The organism is Synechococcus sp. PCC 6717 (assembly GCF_022698185.1).
Lineage (GTDB): Bacteria > Cyanobacteriota > Cyanobacteriia > Thermosynechococcales > Thermosynechococcaceae > Thermosynechococcus > Thermosynechococcus lividus.
The window spans coordinates 212,689-228,337 of record NZ_JAKLTV010000002.1 but is presented as its reverse complement, the minus strand read 5'-3'; the positions used below and the strand labels follow the sequence as shown (position 1 = coordinate 228,337).

15 protein-coding genes are annotated in these 15,649 nt (G+C 53.7%); 12 read left to right on the top strand and 3 right to left on the bottom strand.

Annotated elements, in window-relative coordinates; genetic code table 11:
* Positions 1–64: 64 nt before the first annotated feature.
* Together L5470_RS03650 and L5470_RS03645 are read left to right on the top strand one after the other, a co-directional pair.
* Positions 65–1,003 (top strand): alpha/beta fold hydrolase, encoded by a 939-nt coding sequence (locus L5470_RS03650; protein ID WP_499498224.1) that lies wholly within the window; start codon positions 65–67, stop codon positions 1,001–1,003.
* Positions 981–2,012, top strand: a complete 1,032-nt coding sequence (locus L5470_RS03645) for a WD40 repeat domain-containing protein (RefSeq protein ID WP_499498222.1) — start codon at positions 981–983, stop codon at positions 2,010–2,012. The genes L5470_RS03650 and L5470_RS03645 overlap by 23 nt, the downstream gene beginning before the upstream one ends.
* On the opposite strand, the gene sufB is transcribed toward L5470_RS03645, so the two are convergent.
* Positions 2,009–3,445 carry a Fe-S cluster assembly protein SufB gene (gene sufB / locus L5470_RS03640; protein ID WP_099798659.1) on the bottom strand — a complete coding sequence of 479 codons (1,437 nt, stop codon included), beginning with the start codon at positions 3,443–3,445 and terminating at the stop codon, positions 2,009–2,011. The genes L5470_RS03645 and sufB overlap by 4 nt on opposite strands.
* Positions 3,446–3,628: 183 nt before the next feature.
* Here sufB and sufR point away from each other — a divergent pair, with 183 nt between their 5' ends.
* The 7 genes from sufR to L5470_RS03605 all read left to right on the top strand — a co-directional run bounded on the left by sufR (position 3,629) and on the right by L5470_RS03605 (position 9,107).
* Positions 3,629–4,294 (top strand): iron-sulfur cluster biosynthesis transcriptional regulator SufR, encoded by a 666-nt coding sequence (sufR, locus tag L5470_RS03635; RefSeq protein WP_448514351.1) that lies wholly within the window; start codon positions 3,629–3,631, stop codon positions 4,292–4,294.
* A gap of 109 nt (positions 4,295–4,403) precedes the next feature.
* A complete protein-coding gene (cobM, locus tag L5470_RS03630) occupies positions 4,404–5,195 on the top strand; it encodes a precorrin-4 C(11)-methyltransferase (RefSeq protein WP_099799858.1) in 792 nt (263 codons plus the stop codon).
* Between the two features lie 472 nt (positions 5,196–5,667).
* Positions 5,668–6,258, top strand: coding sequence for a DUF3177 family protein (locus tag L5470_RS03625; protein ID WP_499498219.1), 591 nt, complete (start codon positions 5,668–5,670; stop codon positions 6,256–6,258).
* Positions 6,255–6,914, top strand: coding sequence for a hypothetical protein (locus L5470_RS03620; protein ID WP_499498217.1), 660 nt, complete (start codon positions 6,255–6,257; stop codon positions 6,912–6,914). Before L5470_RS03625 ends, L5470_RS03620 begins: the two co-directional genes overlap by 4 nt.
* Positions 6,915–6,997: 83 nt before the next feature.
* Positions 6,998–7,765 (top strand): imidazole glycerol phosphate synthase subunit HisF, encoded by a 768-nt coding sequence (gene hisF, locus L5470_RS03615; protein WP_099799407.1) that lies wholly within the window; start codon positions 6,998–7,000, stop codon positions 7,763–7,765.
* Between the two features lie 319 nt (positions 7,766–8,084).
* Entirely contained in the window at positions 8,085–8,705 is a 621-nt protein-coding gene (gene ruvA, locus L5470_RS03610; protein WP_099799408.1) for a Holliday junction branch migration protein RuvA, read from the top strand.
* An 87-nt stretch (positions 8,706–8,792) separates the two neighbouring features.
* Positions 8,793–9,107, top strand: coding sequence for a hypothetical protein (locus tag L5470_RS03605; protein WP_448514057.1), 315 nt, complete (start codon positions 8,793–8,795; stop codon positions 9,105–9,107).
* Positions 9,108–9,114: 7 nt separating this feature from the next.
* Here L5470_RS03605 and L5470_RS03600 read toward each other — a convergent pair whose 3' ends face one another.
* Positions 9,115–10,137 (bottom strand): ABC transporter ATP-binding protein, encoded by a 1,023-nt coding sequence (locus tag L5470_RS03600; protein WP_099799410.1) that lies wholly within the window; start codon positions 10,135–10,137, stop codon positions 9,115–9,117.
* 104 nt (positions 10,138–10,241) lie between these two features.
* Between L5470_RS03600 and L5470_RS03595 the strand changes: the two genes are divergently transcribed.
* The 3 genes from L5470_RS03595 to L5470_RS03585 are packed head-to-tail and all read left to right on the top strand — an operon-like array spanning position 10,242 to position 14,562.
* Entirely contained in the window at positions 10,242–11,210 is a 969-nt protein-coding gene (locus L5470_RS03595; protein WP_499498214.1) for an HMA2 domain-containing protein, read from the top strand.
* A 49-nt stretch (positions 11,211–11,259) separates the two neighbouring features.
* Positions 11,260–12,339 (top strand): PIN/TRAM domain-containing protein, encoded by a 1,080-nt coding sequence (locus tag L5470_RS03590; RefSeq protein ID WP_099799412.1) that lies wholly within the window; start codon positions 11,260–11,262, stop codon positions 12,337–12,339.
* A 15-nt stretch (positions 12,340–12,354) separates the two neighbouring features.
* A complete protein-coding gene (locus tag L5470_RS03585) occupies positions 12,355–14,562 on the top strand; it encodes a glycosyltransferase (RefSeq protein WP_499498211.1) in 2,208 nt (735 codons plus the stop codon).
* Here the strand turns inward: L5470_RS03585 and L5470_RS03580 are convergent.
* Positions 14,546–15,604 carry a D-alanine--D-alanine ligase family protein gene (locus L5470_RS03580; RefSeq protein ID WP_499498209.1) on the bottom strand — a complete coding sequence of 353 codons (1,059 nt, stop codon included), beginning with the start codon at positions 15,602–15,604 and terminating at the stop codon, positions 14,546–14,548. The genes L5470_RS03585 and L5470_RS03580 overlap by 17 nt on opposite strands.
* Between the last annotated feature and the right edge of the window lie 45 nt (positions 15,605–15,649).

Below are 15,649 nucleotides of genomic sequence, written 5' to 3'. Positions count from 1 at the left end.
ACTCCTTGCGGTCGATCGTTGCAAAACTTCATAACATAGAAGTCATTATCGATGGGATAGGGGCATGAGACAACTAGCTGCGATCGCGTCCTACCGCTACGGCATTGAGCGCGACTGGTGCTGGCGGGGGGGGCAGAGCCGTTATAGCTTTTGGCAACCGCCGGTTCCATCTGACTATCCATTGTTGTTGCTGCACGGCTTTGGCGCTTCGCTACGACATTGGCGACATAATTTACGAACCTTAGGCACGCATCACCCCACCTACGCCTTAGATTTAATGGGGCTAGGAGCCGCCGAAAAACCGATCGCCGCCTATAGTGCTGACTTTTGGGCAGCGCAGGTTCATGCCTTCTGGCAGCACCTCATCGGTAAACCCACCATTCTTATTGGCAATTCCATTGGTGCTCTCATTGCCTTGACCTGTGCCTACCGCTACCCTCAAATGGCGGCAGGGGTCGTGATGCTCAGCTTGCCGGATCCTGCCATCCGGGATGAGCTAATCCCGCGGGCGATCGCCCCTCTTGTGAACAGCATTGAGCGGCTCTTTACGGCCCAGTGGCTGCTGCGGGGGCTGTTTTATGCCGTCCGTCGCCCCGCTATTGTCAAACGGTGGGCACAACTGGCCTATGCCAACCCCACCTGTGTGGATGCCGAATTGCTCGAGATTTTACTCACCCCTGCCTACGATCGCCATGCCGATCGCGCCTTTAGCCAAATTATTCAGGCTATGACCCGCCCAAGCTTCGGCACCAGTGCTAAAGTCATGCTGCAAGCCATACCACAGCCTTTACTATTAATTTGGGGACAGCAGGATCGCTTCATTCCCCCCCAGCTTGCCGCCCTATTCCAGCAGGTACATGCCAACCTACAATTAGTGAGACTAGCTGCGGCAGGGCATTGTCCCCACGATGAGCAGCCCACCGAAGTGAACCAGATCATTTTGGAGTGGCTCAGCACCTGCGTTTTGGAGGTTTCCCCCCATGACCAACAAACGAAGTTCTGAGATTGGTCTTCTCTTGGGCACCCTTGTGTTAAGTGCTGCGGTGGCTGGGGTGGCCTACTGGCAGTTAAGTACCCGCTGGACAGGGGATAACCCCGTCAGCCCCTCCACAGCGCAGCCCTCACGATGGCAAAAAGTAGCACTGGCGATGACACTGCGGGGGCACAACGATGAAGTCAATGCCGTTGCCCTCAGCGGTGATTTACTCGTCAGTGGCGGCGACGATCGCGTCCTCCACTTTTGGAACCTAGCAACTGGCACAGAACTTGGGCAAGCCAGTGGTCATACTGACTGGATTTATGCCCTTGTCATCACACCCGATGGTCAAACGGTGATCAGTGGCAGTAAAGACAACTCCATTAAGCTTTGGAACACCGGCGATCGCCAACTGCGCCACACCCTCAGCGGTCACCGCGACTTTGTCAATGGCCTAGCCCTCACTCCCGATGGGCGTACCCTAGCCAGTGCCAGCTACGATCATACCGTCAAGCTCTGGAATCTGAGTACCCTCCAAGAAATTGCCACCCTAGGCGGCCACGGCGGCATTATGCTCACCGTTGCCATTAGTAACGATGGCCGATTTTTAGCTACCGGTGGGGTCGATACCCAGATTCGCCTTTGGGATTTACAGGCTCAACGGCTGCTGCGCACCCTTGAAGGGCACACCAGTGACATTAATAGCCTTGCCTTTACCCCCAACAACGCCCAACTCGTAAGCGGCAGCGATAAAGATGGCATTAAGGTGTGGAACTTGACCACAGGCGAACTCGAACATCAGTTTTCCGCTGAGAGTGGTCAAGTCTTTAGCGTTGCGGTCAGCCCCGACGGCAGCACCATTGCCAGTGGCCATGGCGATCAAACCGTCAAGCTTTGGTCACTCTCCGGCGACCTGCTACGCACCCTCAAAGGTCACTCTGGTTCGGTTTATAGCGTTGTGTTTGGCCAAGACCAACTGATCTCCGCCAGTGAGGATACCACCATTAAAGTGTGGCGAATTTTACCCGAAACCTAGCCCACACTGCCTTCGAGCTTCAAGCTGAGGAGGCGATCGGCTTCCACCGCAAACTCCATCGGCAATTGGTTAAAGACATCGCGGCAAAACCCACTAATCATCATCGAGACAGCATCCTCCGCCGAAATGCCCCGCTGGGCAAAGTAGAATAGCTGATCCTCACCGATCTTGGATGTCGAGGCCTCGTGCTCCACCTGGGCGGTAGAGTTTTGTACTTGGATATAGGGAAACGTATTGGCACCAGAGTGATCACCGATCAGCATCGAGTCACACTGGGAATAGTTGCGCGCTCCCGCTGCTTTTGGGCCAATTTTCACCAAGCCACGGTAACTGTTTGTAGAACGCCCCGCCGAAATGCCCTTAGACACAATGGTACTGCGGGTATTCTTGCCAATGTGAATCATTTTCGTACCAGTATCCGCCTGCTGACAGTGGTTGGTAAGAGCAACCGAGTAAAACTCACCCACAGAATTGTCCCCTACCAGAACACAACTGGGATACTTCCACGTAATGGCAGACCCTGTTTCCACCTGAGTCCAAGAGATCTTGGCGTTGCGCCCTAGGCATAGGCCGCGCTTCGTCACAAAGTTGTAGATGCCGCCTTTGCCATTTTCATCCCCAGCGTACCAGTTCTGAACCGTTGAGTATTTAATCTCAGCGTTATCGAGAGCGACCAACTCCACCACCGCCGCATGGAGTTGATTTGTGTCAAACATTGGTGCTGTGCAGCCTTCCAAGTAACTGACGTAACTTCCCTCCTCCGCAATAATGAGGGTGCGCTCAAACTGCCCTGACTCACCGTTGTTAATCCGAAAATAGGTGGACAGTTCCATCGGACAGCGGGTGTGTTTGGGAATATAAACAAACGACCCATCGGAAAATACCGCCGAATTAAGGGCGGCATAGAAGTTATCGCCAATGGGTACCACACTCCCCAAGTACTTCTGCACAAGGTCGGGGTACTCCTGTAGCGCTTCGGACATCGAACAGAAAATAACCCCCTGCTTGGCCAACTCTTCGCGAAAGGTGGTGGCCACTGAGACGCTATCAAAAATGGCATCCACGGCCACATTGGTCAGCCGCTTTTGCTCTGAGAGGGGAATACCCAGTTTTTCAAACGTCTCTAGCAGCACCGGGTCAACGTCCTCAAGGCTCTTGAGCTTCTCCTTTTGCTTTGGTGCTGAGTAATAGACAATATCTTGATAATCAATGGGGGGATAGCTAACCCGCGGCCACGTTGGCTCAGTCATCTTGAGCCACTGCCGATAGGCTCGCAACCGGAACTCAAGCATAAACTCCGGCTCGTTCTTCTTGGCGGAAATGAGACGAATGACATCCTCGTTGAGACCACGAGGGATACTATCTGTCTCAATCTGAGTCACAAAGCCGTATTTGTAAGGCTGGTTGACGAGGGATTGTACCGTTGCCGACATCGAGTGTTCTCTATGGGTGAAGAAGGGCAGAGTTTCGAGTATATTAAGCAACAAAAGGATTGCTTTATCTCTAGGACTAATTTAGCAATAAAATGGTTGTTTAAGTCAAGGGTTAGTTAGGGTTAGGGGTAATTCTCCTTGCGCAGACTTGGTCAACGGGTCGATCTGAGGATTGAAACAGCAGTGACTCTCACATCGGACACAAAACACGACATCTTACACTGTCTGCTCCGGGATGGGCACCTGAGCGCCCAAGAGTTAGCGGCGCAGTTGGCCATTAGCCCCCAAGCGGTGCGCCGTCATCTCAAGGAGATGGAAGCGGCGCAACTGGTGACCTACGACGTTTTGTCGGGGACAGTGGGTCGTCCTCAGTATCGCTATACCATTAGTGAAGCAGGGCGCGAGGAACTGCGGCAATTGCAGCGGCGGCAGCACACCAGTGGCTCTAAAGGCTTTGCCCTAGAGCTGTTAGAATCGGTGGCAGCCACGCTGGGGCCTGATCAGGTTCATGATGTTTTGCAGGTGGCATGGCGACGCAAGGCCATAGACTACCGCCAACAAATGGGGAATGGCTCCCTTTGCGAACGCCTCGCCCGATTGGTGGCACTGCGCCAACAGGAGGGGTACATGGCAGAATTTTACCCGGTGCATGAGGTCGGTCAGCCCCCCGCCTATCTCTTTACCGAATATAATTGCGCTATTTCAGCAGTGGCACAATCCTTTCCGGCAGTGTGCGATCACGAGTTGCAGATGTTTGCGATCGCCTTGGAAGACTGTGCCGTTGAGCGCACCCACTGGATTGTGGATGGCGAGCATCGCTGTGGTTACTTGATTCGTCCCCGCAGCTAGTTACTGGAGTTGCTCGAACCCAAGGATGAGATAGCCTGCACAAAACACATACCTCAGGCCATAAAATTCCTTAAGTTACAGAACGTCATTCAAGAGAGTATTTACGTTGATTGTTGAAAACGGTACTCAACCCAAGGCTGGTGTCTATTTTGTGGGGGCTGGGCCTGGAGATCCAGAATTATTAACCCTGAAGGGACAGCGCCTGATCCAGCAGGCAGATGTCATTGTCTATGCCGACTCCTTAGTGCCGAGTGGTATTTTGCAATTTGCAGCAGCAACAGCAACTTGTATCCCCACAGCAGCACTGACTCTCGAAGAGATCCTGCCACTGATGATTAGTGCCGTCGAAGCGGGCAAGGTGGTCGTGCGCTTACAATCGGGGGATCCCAGTCTGTACAGTGCGATTCACGAGCAAATTCAACGCTTAGCCGCTGCCGGTATTGAGGTGGAGGTGGTTCCCGGAATTAGTGCTTATCAGTTAGCTGCCGCTCGCCTGAAGGCAGAATTAACACTGCCAGAGCTGGTGCAAACCATTATTCTTACCCGTGCTAGCGGTCGCACTCGCGTGCCTGCTGCCGAGGAATTAGCGAGTTTAGCGGCTCATCAAGCTAGCCTGTGCCTTTATCTGAGTGCCAATTGTGTCCAACGAGCACAACAACAGTTGCTTGCCCACTACCCTCCAGACACCTTGGTGGCTATTGGTTATCGCTTAGGCTGGCCCGATGAGCAGTTGTGGCTGGTGCCGTTGTCAGAGATGGCCAGCGTTAGCCAACAGCAACGGCTGACACGCACTACCCTATATTTGATTAGTCCTGCGTTAGCCGCCCAGCATGTCACACCGTTTCAAGGGCGATCCTGCCTTTACAGCCCTGAACATCATCACCTCTTTCGACCTGACTAAATGCTTTAGTAAAGCATTAGGCATCAACACCGTCAGTAACATCTTCCCCGTTGCCAGCAAACAGGGCGTCCCAACCTCGTGCCATTGATGCTTCTGAGCACTGGTTCCAACGTTGGGTAAACTACTCCCAGCTAAAGCAGGGAGCTTTTAGTAGCCCTGCAGTTAGCAAGCCAACCGCGAGCCTCTGGGGTGGTTTACAACACCCCCAATCGACCGTTACCAGTGCCTTGAACAACCGTTTCTGGTGTCCGCAGTATAATTATAACCTAAAACAACTGAAGTTGCTAAAGGAGCTTTCCTCCCCGCACTGAAGTACGGGGCTTCCAGCCCTACCCGATGTGACAAGTCCCGCGTTGTAGCTGCCGCTTGCTTCCCGAAGGGTAAGGTCAGCGTCGAGAAGAGGTCACGACTTGTGTCAGCCAAAGGACATCACAGATAATAGATACCGTCCTAGTGGTGTAAATTGGCTGCCATGCCCCTTGAACTTTTGCGATCGCTAGTATGGATGGATTATCGCCTTGCCGTGCTCTTTACCGTGGTGCTGCCCCTGCTGTTGCTGTTGTGGGCCACCATCCAGAATGTGCCGGCGATTAGCCATCTGCTAGTGATTTATTGGCGTGTGGCGAGTTTGCTAGCAATTACGGTGTATCTGATGATGCCGCAGTGGCCGGTGGCCTACGTTACTGGTTTCATGGCCTTGGTGCTCATTCCCATTAGCCTTTGGTTTTGGGTCGATCTCAACGAAGAAATTAACGATCGCCAAGACTTAATCGGTCAAGTCTTTAGTAGTTGGCGGTGGGCAGTCACGCTCTACTGTGTCTTAGCAGCAGTCGGTCAAGCCTTTTATCTGCCCTGCGCCTTCATACCCGGAGCGGTGGCAACCCCCAGTTGTCACGTGTGGCTAGAAGCACCCCTCCTGTTCAAGGATATGTTCCATGCCCAAGCGCGGCCGGGCACCCTTGGTTTCTTTGCCGCAGTGGCCTTAGTGATTTATGTGCTGTACCTGAGCTATTTTGTCTTTGTGCGGTTACCTAAGCAGGGGCGATCAGCCACTGGCCTATGAAACGATCGCGACGGCGGCCTCAGCCACAGCAGCCCAGCCAAAACCTTGACTCGTTTCTGGATGTGCTCACCAATACGGTGGGGGTCATGATCTTCGTCTGTCTGTTCGCCAGTTTAACGGCGGCAGTGTCTCCTGCCCTTGTGCGCACCCCCATTGCCCGCCAAACCCGTAAACAGGGCTACTTCTTTGAGTGCCGCGGGAATCGAGCCATCCCCCTCGATGAAGACAATGCCAGCGCGGCAATTCAGCAGTTCTTTCGGCGGGTGAATGACAATCCATTTGTAGATCCACAGCACCTCCAGCGGCAGTTTAGGGACTTTTCCCATAACACTCGCTACTACACTGTGCGGCTTAGTTTAGTCAATTTTGGGGGGCAACCCATTATTCAAACTCTATTTCAGCCCCGCGATCGCTTTGGTGGCGAGTCCGTTGCCAGCCTTGATACCTCAACCTCCACCTTCCGCCAAACCCTCAGTCGTCTTTCCCCTAGTCGCCATTCCCTGATCTTTTTTGTCCGCCCCGATAGTTTTGATTGTTTTCGCGCCGCACGGGCGATCGCTTGGCGCAATGGCTTTGACGTGGGTTGGGAGCCAATGACTGAGGATCGCGCCATTATTTTTGTCAGCGGTGGCGGTCGCCGCGTCACTGTACAGTAAAGTCTAGTCAATTGCTGAGTCTCAACACTCACCCGAGCAGGCGCCAGTCGTGTTGCACCCAGCATATACCCTAAGGAGGACTCATGCTTGCCAAACGAATACTCCCCTGTCTTGATGTCAAGGCTGGACGGGTCGTCAAGGGAGTGAATTTTGTCAATCTGCGGGATGCAGGCGATCCAGTGGAGCTAGCCCAAGCCTATAATGCAGCGGGAGCTGATGAACTGGTGTTTCTGGATATTACGGCAACCCACGAAGAACGAAATATTCTCATTGATGTGGTGTACCGTACAGCGGATCAAGTGTTTATTCCTCTCACTGTGGGCGGTGGTATTCAGTCCCTCAGCATGATTAAGGATCTTCTGCGTGCTGGAGCCGACAAAGTCAGCCTCAACTCCGCAGCGGTGCGGCAGCCAGATTTAGTGAATCAGGCCAGCGATCGCTTTGGTGCCCAATGTATTGTGGTCGCCATTGATGCTCGCCGCGTGCCCGGCACAGATCAGCCCCGCTGGCAGGTCTATGTACGGGGTGGACGGGAAGCCACAGGGTTAGATGCAGTGGCATGGGCAGTGGAAATGGCACAGCGAGGAGCAGGCGAACTGCTGATCACAAGTATGGATGCCGATGGCACTCAAGCGGGCTATGATCTGGCGCTCACCCGTGCCATTGCCGAGCAAGTGGAAATCCCCGTCATTGCGTCCGGTGGAGCGGGCACCTGTGATCACATTCGGGCAGCCCTGACCGAGGGCAAAGCTGAAGCAGCGCTGCTGGCTTCCCTCCTTCACTATGGCCAACTAACCATCGCCGAAATCAAAGCCCATTTGGCTCGCCATCAAGTGCCCGTGCGGCAATGACTCGGCTCTGACCTATTCAGTCTATAGCTCGCAGCCAAGCAGAGAGCTTGACGCAGACGTTTGCGAAAATTTGGAAAAAATCCCTTCGGCATCAAAGACATCCATACCATTTTCTGAAGCGACGGCTGCAGGATCTTTGATTTGAGCATTACCCTTTCGGTGTAACTTACCTTTTCGGGGATTTCAGTAGGGCTATGCGGGGGATTGATAGCCCGAACTGTCTATACTATAGCTGAACGAGCTGACGATGGCAACGACGTTGCTCGCTGAAACGGTTAAAAACTATTACTAAACTAGCACTGGACTGGGCATAGTAACCGTGTTTGCTTACCTCAAAGGTTGTGTCGTTGACCAGCAGCAAGATGGCTCAAACCGCTCTTTTTTGGTGCTGGAGGTTCAGGGAATTGGCTACCGCCTGAGTGTGACCTCCCATCTCCTCAGAGCCTACCCTCCCAGCAGTAAAGTGGTGCAAATTTTTACCCATCTGATTGTCCGTGACGATCAGCTAAGTTTGTACGGCTTTGGCAGTGCCGCAGAGCGGGAGATGTTTTCACGGTTAATTCGGGTGAATGGGGTGGGGCCCCAACTTGCGCTTGCCCTGTTGGATACGCTTCCCCTGCCGGATTTAGTGCAGGCCATTGTGAGTGGCAATACCCAGCGGCTGAGCCGCACTCCGGGGGTTGGCCAAAAAACCGCTGAGCGGATTGCCCTTGAGCTAAAAGCCTCCTTGGCAGCATGGCGACAGCACACTGCCCCCGCTGGGGTGCCCACAGCCTCTCTACAGGAGGAGCTAGAACTAACCTTACTGGCCTTGGGCTATAGCGATCGCGAGATTCAAGAGGCACTCATTGCCGTAGGCCAAACCACGAGCCTTGCCCAAACGAGTGATCCTGAAGCATGGTTACGGGAGGCGATCGCTTGGCTGAGTCGCTATGCATAAACATCAGAAGGCGCTGCAAAAATTTCTGAAATCCGCTACAACTTATACAATTAAGGTAGAGTGAGGTTCCTCGAGGAATCACAAATTATGATGCTTCCCCAAGATATTATTGGCCAAAAAGTATGGCTAGACGTTGACTCCGAGGATGCCTACTACCCCGGAGAGACCGTGCGGGTTCAAGCGGAGATCACCCAGCCGACTGCCCCGCCATGGTATTTTGCCCGCTACCTCAATGCCCCCCGCTGGCTGCGTACCCAGGGGCAGTGGTTGACCCACCACGAGGCAGAAATGGCCGTCCTGCTCAGCCCAGTCCTTGAGGAACCAGAGTTGGTTGAGGGGGACGACGACTACGACAACTACGGCGACGAACTCACCAACGGGGGGTGCGATAGCCATCATTAAGGAATCCTCAGCGCTGCATGGCCTCCTTTTTAAGCTGTTTGCTATCTCGCTGAGCACTGGCCGCCAGATCAGCATCCAGTAGGGTTTGGCCAGTGGCAGCTAGGTAAACATCATCCAAGCTCGGGCGGGATTGCGCCAAGCTAAAGATGGGAAGCATTGCTGTTTCTAGGGCGGCTTGAATCTCCGCTAGGGCAACCGCAGCCTCCGTCACAACCAAGTTTAGGGAATTGCCTTGGTTACGGTTAATGACGACGGATTTTACGCAGGGCAATTGCATCAGTAACGCTTGGGTTGTCTGGGCTTCGCTGTAGGGGGTAAACTCCCGTATCCGCACCGTGATGCGATCGCCCCCAAGGTTAGCCTTGAGGTCAGCAGGGGAGCCACTGGCAATCACCCGCCCCCTATCAAGAATGGCAAGGCGATCGCTGAGGAGATCCACCTCTTCAAGGTAATGACTGGTGAGGATAATCGTTAACCCTTCGGCTTTAAGTTCCCGCAAGATGTCCCAGATCACCTGCCGACTTTCAATGTCTAGTCCGACCGTCGGTTCATCTAAAATCAGAACTTGGGGTTGATGCAGCAACCCCGCCGCCAGATCAAAGCGCTTGCGAATCCCCCCGGAATAGGTGCCACACTTGCGATCGCGCCATTGCCGCAGATCCAGACGCTCCAGCACTGCTTCAATGCGTTGGGGAATCAGGGCGCGGGGAATATGGTAGAGCGCCGCTTGCAGTTCTAAAAACTCCTGACCCGTGAGAATCTTATCGAGTGCCACCTCCTGAGCCACATAGCCCAGCTTTTGGCGCACCAAGTGAGGCTGAGTGGTCACCGAGAGGCCACAGACTTCCAAGTGTCCCGCATCTGCCTGCGAGAGCGTACATAAACAGCGTAGAGTCGTCGTTTTACCGGAACCATTGGGGCCAAGCAGGCCAAAAATTTCAGCTGCCTCAACGGTGAAAGACACATCCTCAACCGCCGTCACCGCGCCGTAGGACTTTTTGAGATGTTCAACCTTGACCGTGACCGACATGGCACTTGTAACCTCAACGCCGTCATCTTCACATTCTGACAGAATTCCCCACGGCTTTTGGGTACATGCTAGAACAACGGTAGAGCCTTCTGAGAGGAATCGCCATGGCTGCTGCTGACACTGCCCCGATTGCTGAAGTGATGCACCTCACGGGCGATCGCCTCCGCCTGCGGATTCAAGAGCTAAAACGTGAGCCGGCCTTTCGAGACTCCCTAGTTGCTTACCTCCACACCCTAGAAGGCATCAGAGCCGTTCACTGTAATCCCCTTGCCGCTTCCCTTACCCTTGAGTATCAACTAGAGCAGATTACCCCCCTGCAACTGCTGGCAGCCATTCAATTGTGGGGGGATGTGCAAATTGTTGGCCAAGGCAACCAAGGACTGCAAAACCTGACCCGCGCCTTTGCCCTAGAACCCGAAGAGGTAGGGCACAAAGCCACAGCCATGGGGGGCTTTGTGGTGGGGGGGTACCTTGGGGATATGGTGGGAGGGATGGTGGGTGCCACAGSGGGGGGGGTGTTTATGGGGCCTGCCGGAGCCGTCATGGGGGTACAAGTGGGCACCTTTGTGGGTGGAGTGATTGGTGCCCGTCTGGGGATGAGCACCACCGAACAAATTAGCCAATTGCAGTTTACCTCCTTTGAGCAGACCCCCCAGCAAGTTGCTAAAGCCCTAGAGGTTCGCACTGGCGATAAAATTGGCGAAACCGCTGGGGAAATTGCCGGGGGTCTCGCTGGGCAAGTAGTGATGGGGCCTGTGGGAGAAACCGTAGGGCGAGTTCTCGGCAGCATGATTGGCTCTCAGGTGGGCGAAGACCTTGGCCGCCAGATAGCCGAACCCACCCCTGTTGACCCCACTCCCCCCTCCGTTGACGTGGTACTGGAGTGGTGGTTGAAGGCCAGCCGCTCCTTTGTGGGAGAAACCCTGTGGGCAACCTTGGGGGGGGTACTGGCGCGGCTCACCTTGGGTCCCCAAGCAGAGGCCGTTGGCATCCGCGCTGGCACCCGCATCAGTCGGCAGTTAGACATGAGCGAGCCAGCCCTGACAACCGCCCCCCAGAAGAAGGAAGTATAATCCATAAAGTAACGGCTTATGGATCGTCCAGCACGGCAGGAGCAAACCGATGCTCGATACACTTTTACTCCTCATTATTGTGGTGATGGGGATTGCCGTTGGCTTCAATAGCATTGACCTATTGCCAACGACGGTGCTTGATCAAGTTGCGAACGTTAGGGGCTTACAGTGGGTCACCGCAGGGTTTGGTGGGCTAGTGGGCATTGCCCTTGGCCTGTTATTGCAAACCCTCTACCATCGCCTTGAGCGCAATATTCGTCAGCTCCCTGCTGATACCTTACTATCGCGAGCTGTAGGGCTAGTGGTGGGGTTGCTATTGGCCAACCTGATGCTGGCTCCTATTTTTCTGTTGCCGATTCCTAGGGATTTTTCCTTTATTAAACCCTTGGTGGCTGTTCTCACCAGTATTGTCTTTGCCTATTCCGGGACAACCTTGGCCGATAGTCATGGTCGCGCCCTACTGCGGCTGGTCAACCCTAACTCCGTTGAAAGCAGCCTCTTGGCAGAAGGAATGATCAAACCTGCCCGTGCTAAGGTCTTGGATACCAGTTGCATCATCGATGGTCGCATTGAAGCTCTGTTGAACTTAGGGGTGCTAGAGGGGCAAATTATTGTGCCTCAGTTCGTGCTGCAAGAACTGCAACTGATTGCCGATGCCGCCAATGATCAAAAGCGCAGTCGGGGTCGCCGCGGCCTAGATGTACTGAACCGCATCCAAGCTAACCTAGGCGATCGCATTGTCATTCACTCCGCAGACTACCCAGACTTGACCACGGTGGATGCCAAACTGGTGCGCCTATGCCAAGAAATTAACGGCACCCTTGTCACCAACGACTTTAACCTTAACAAAGTAGCTCGCTTCCAAAAAGTTGATGTCTTTAACGTCAACGAACTGGCTCAAGCCCTACGCCCCATCTACTTACCCGGAGATACGCTGGAACTGAAAATTCTCAAAGAGGGCAAGGAACCCGCTCAAGGGATTGGCTACCTAGAAGACGGCACCATGGTGGTGGTCGAAGAGGGCGTTGATCACATTGGCGATCAGTTGTCAGTGGTGGTCACCAGTGCCCTGCAAACCTCTGCCGGTCGGATGATTTTTGCCCGCCTGCAAATGCCAACCATTGCCTAGCTTTGTAGCTAACCCATGACTCAAGAACCGCACTCAAGACCAGCGTCCCCCCCGCAACTGGTGTCACCGTGGGTATGGGGCTTTCTGGTTTTGAGTGTGCTGACCCTCGTGGCGGTGCTGTTGGCCACGGTCTGGCAGCCAACCCTATTTCCCATTGGGCTGGTTAATCCTGATCAGTTACGACCCCTGCCCGAACTGCTGCAACTGCCACGGGATGATCTCAGTCAGTGGTGGCCTTTAGTCATTGCAGCGTTGGTGGCGCTCTCTCTCAACATCATTCCCAGTAATAATGTTACCCGCCTTGTCATTCGCTTGATTGTGATCCTGTTTGGCTTTCGCTATCTGCTATGGCGCGGTTTGGCGACTCTCAACACTGCCCATTGGTTTAGCGCCGTTGCCAGTATTAGCTTCTATGGGCTAGAGGTTCTGTATTTCATTACCTATGTGCTCTACGTTTACCAAACGGCATGGCTCACCGATCGCCAGCGCTCCCGCGAGGCAAATTACTATCAAGCGGCTGTCCTTGCAGGGGAATATTGCCCCAGTGTTGATATCTTTATTCCCACCTATAACGAACCTCCCTACATTTTGCGCCGCACTATTGTTGCCTGTCAGGGGATTAACTACCGCAATAAAACCATTTACATCCTAGATGATGGCCGCCGTTCGGAAGTCGCAGATCTATGCGCTCAACTGGGGGTGCACTACATTACCCGCCCTACCAACGAACACCGCAAGGCAGGCAACCTCAACCATGCCCTCCAGCAAACCAACGGTGAACTTATTGCTGTCTTTGATGCTGACTTTATCCCTTTCCAAAACTTTCTAAGCCGTACCGTTGGCTTTTTTCAAAATGACCAAATTTCCATGGTGCAAACCCCCCAACACTTTTTTAACCCCGATTACCACGCCCAAAACCTAGGGATTGAATTCATGATGCCGGGGGATATGGAGTACTTTTTTGGCTTTATTCAGCCCGGGCGCGATTTTGGCAACGCTATTATCTGCTGCGGTACCTCCTACGTCGTGCGCCGTCGCGATCTTGAGGCGGTGGGGGGCTACTACACCCGCTGTGTTGTCGAGGACTTCCAAACCGGCACCAAGATGCAGATTGCCGGTTACCGCTTAGTCTATCTCAACGAAATTCTGAGCTTAGGGGAGTCTCCCCGTAACTTCCGCGATCACCTAGAGCAGCGCTTGCGTTGGCTGCAAGGCAATATGCAGATCTATTTCTGTGGTGATGATTTACCTATTTGGTCAACGCTGTCGTGGTTTCAGCGCAGTTGTCACCTATCGCTCCTGTTGTACAACTTTAACCCCTTTACTCGCGCTTGTTTTCTGGTGGGTCCCTTTGTGAGCCTGATGACAGGGGTGTCTCTCACGGTAGCTACCTTTTGGGAATATCTTTACTTTGCTATCCCCTATACACTGTTAACGCTGGCAACCTTTAGCTGGGCGACGGAGGGGCGTTACTTTTCGCTGTGGGGTGAAGTGTATGAGGTGATGTTTGCCTTTCCTGGGATAGTGCAGTTAATAAAAATTCTACGCAATCCCTTTGGCAAAATTGGCAGCGTTGTGACGAACAAAGGAACCCTCTCAAATCGCAAACATCTGAATTTGGCGTTTACCTGGCCGCTGCTCCTGTTGGTGCTAGCTTCGGTTTTTGGGATTTTTGTCCGTTATGGGGGCTATTGGTTTGGGGTGTGGCCGCCGCTGGAGTACGAGCGCGCTGGCCTAGAGGTCATGCTGGCCTGGACGGTTTATAATGCCGTAATTGCTTTGATTGCGGTGCTAGCAGCAATTGATCAGCCGACGCGCCGTCAAAGCGATCGCTTTCCTATCTGTACCGTGTGTCGGTTTGATCTGGGGTCACAAACGTTCTGGGGCTATACCCGCGATCTTTCGGAAACTGGGGCAGCGCTACTGCTAACCGCCGGGCGGCAGGTTCCCCCGCAGCCGATCCTCACTGGAACCCTGACCTTTTTAGAGCAAGACTTTAAGGTTCAGGCAGCAGTTGTGCGGATGCGGCAGGAGGATGAGCGCAGTTGTCTTTATCTGCGGTTTTTAGAGGTTGATGAGGCCGCTAGCCGTGGCCTTGTCCAACTTCTGTACGGCGGCTTGACGTGGTGGCACAAACCCAAGGCGCCCCATGCAATTGATGCCTTTGGGGCGATGCTGCGGCGACTGTTTGACTTTCGCTCCCTCTTTACGCTGTACAGTTAACCACGTAGGTTTGGCTGTGTCGCTCAAGCGCTAATTGCACGAGCCGATGCACCAGTTCTGGAAACGATAGGCCACTGGCAGCCCATAACTGCGGGTACATACTCAGTGCCGTAAACCCTGGTAAGGTATTGACTTCGTTAATTAAAATTTGGCCATTGTCTGGGAGGTAAAAAAAGTCAAACCGTGCTAGACCAGCCCCATCCAAGGCTGTAAAGGCTTTCAGCGCCATGTCCTGAATGGTGTTACTCACCGTCGCTGGAATATCTGCCGGAATCTTCAGATCAGCTCGGCCATCCGTATATTTGGTTTCGTAGTCGTAGAATTCGCTACTGTAGGTGATTTCACCCACGACTGAGGCTTGGGGGGTATCATTGCCGAGGACGGCACACTCGAGTTCTCGCGCTACTACCCCCGCTTCCACAATGATGCGCCGATCTAGTTCGGCGGCGGTTTCTAGGGCAGTGGTCAACTGTTGGCGATTCTTGGCTTTAGAAATGCCCACTGATGAGCCAAGGTTGGCCGGCTTGACAAAGCAGGGGTAGCCCAATTCGGTTTCGATGCGATCGCACACCTGACGATAGCGGCACGGATCCGACCAAAGTTCTGAGCGGCTGATCGCCACATACTGCACTTGCGGTAGCCCCACCGCTCCAAAAAACGTTTTCATTAAAATTTTATCCATGCCAATGGCGGAGGCCGCCACCCCAGACCCCACGTAGGGACGTTGCATCATTTCCAACAGTCCTTGAATTGTGCCATCTTCACCGTTGGGGCCGTGGAGAATGGGGAACCAAACATCAATGGTTTCTGCCACTGCCGGAAATGACCACAGGGATTGATTATCTAGAGAAGATGCTGGCGCACTGACGGTTTCGGTACACCGCCAACGACCATCTTTTTGAATATAAATGGGCACCACCTCATAGCGATCGCCATTGAGAGGATCGGCAAAGGCTTGGGCAATTGCCGCCGCCGATACAACCGAGACCTCGTGCTCCCGCGAGCGACCGCCAAATAGTAACCCAACCCGCAGACGACCCATAATGTAAACCTGTGTTAACGCGACCGTTTCTTGGTACGATTTTCA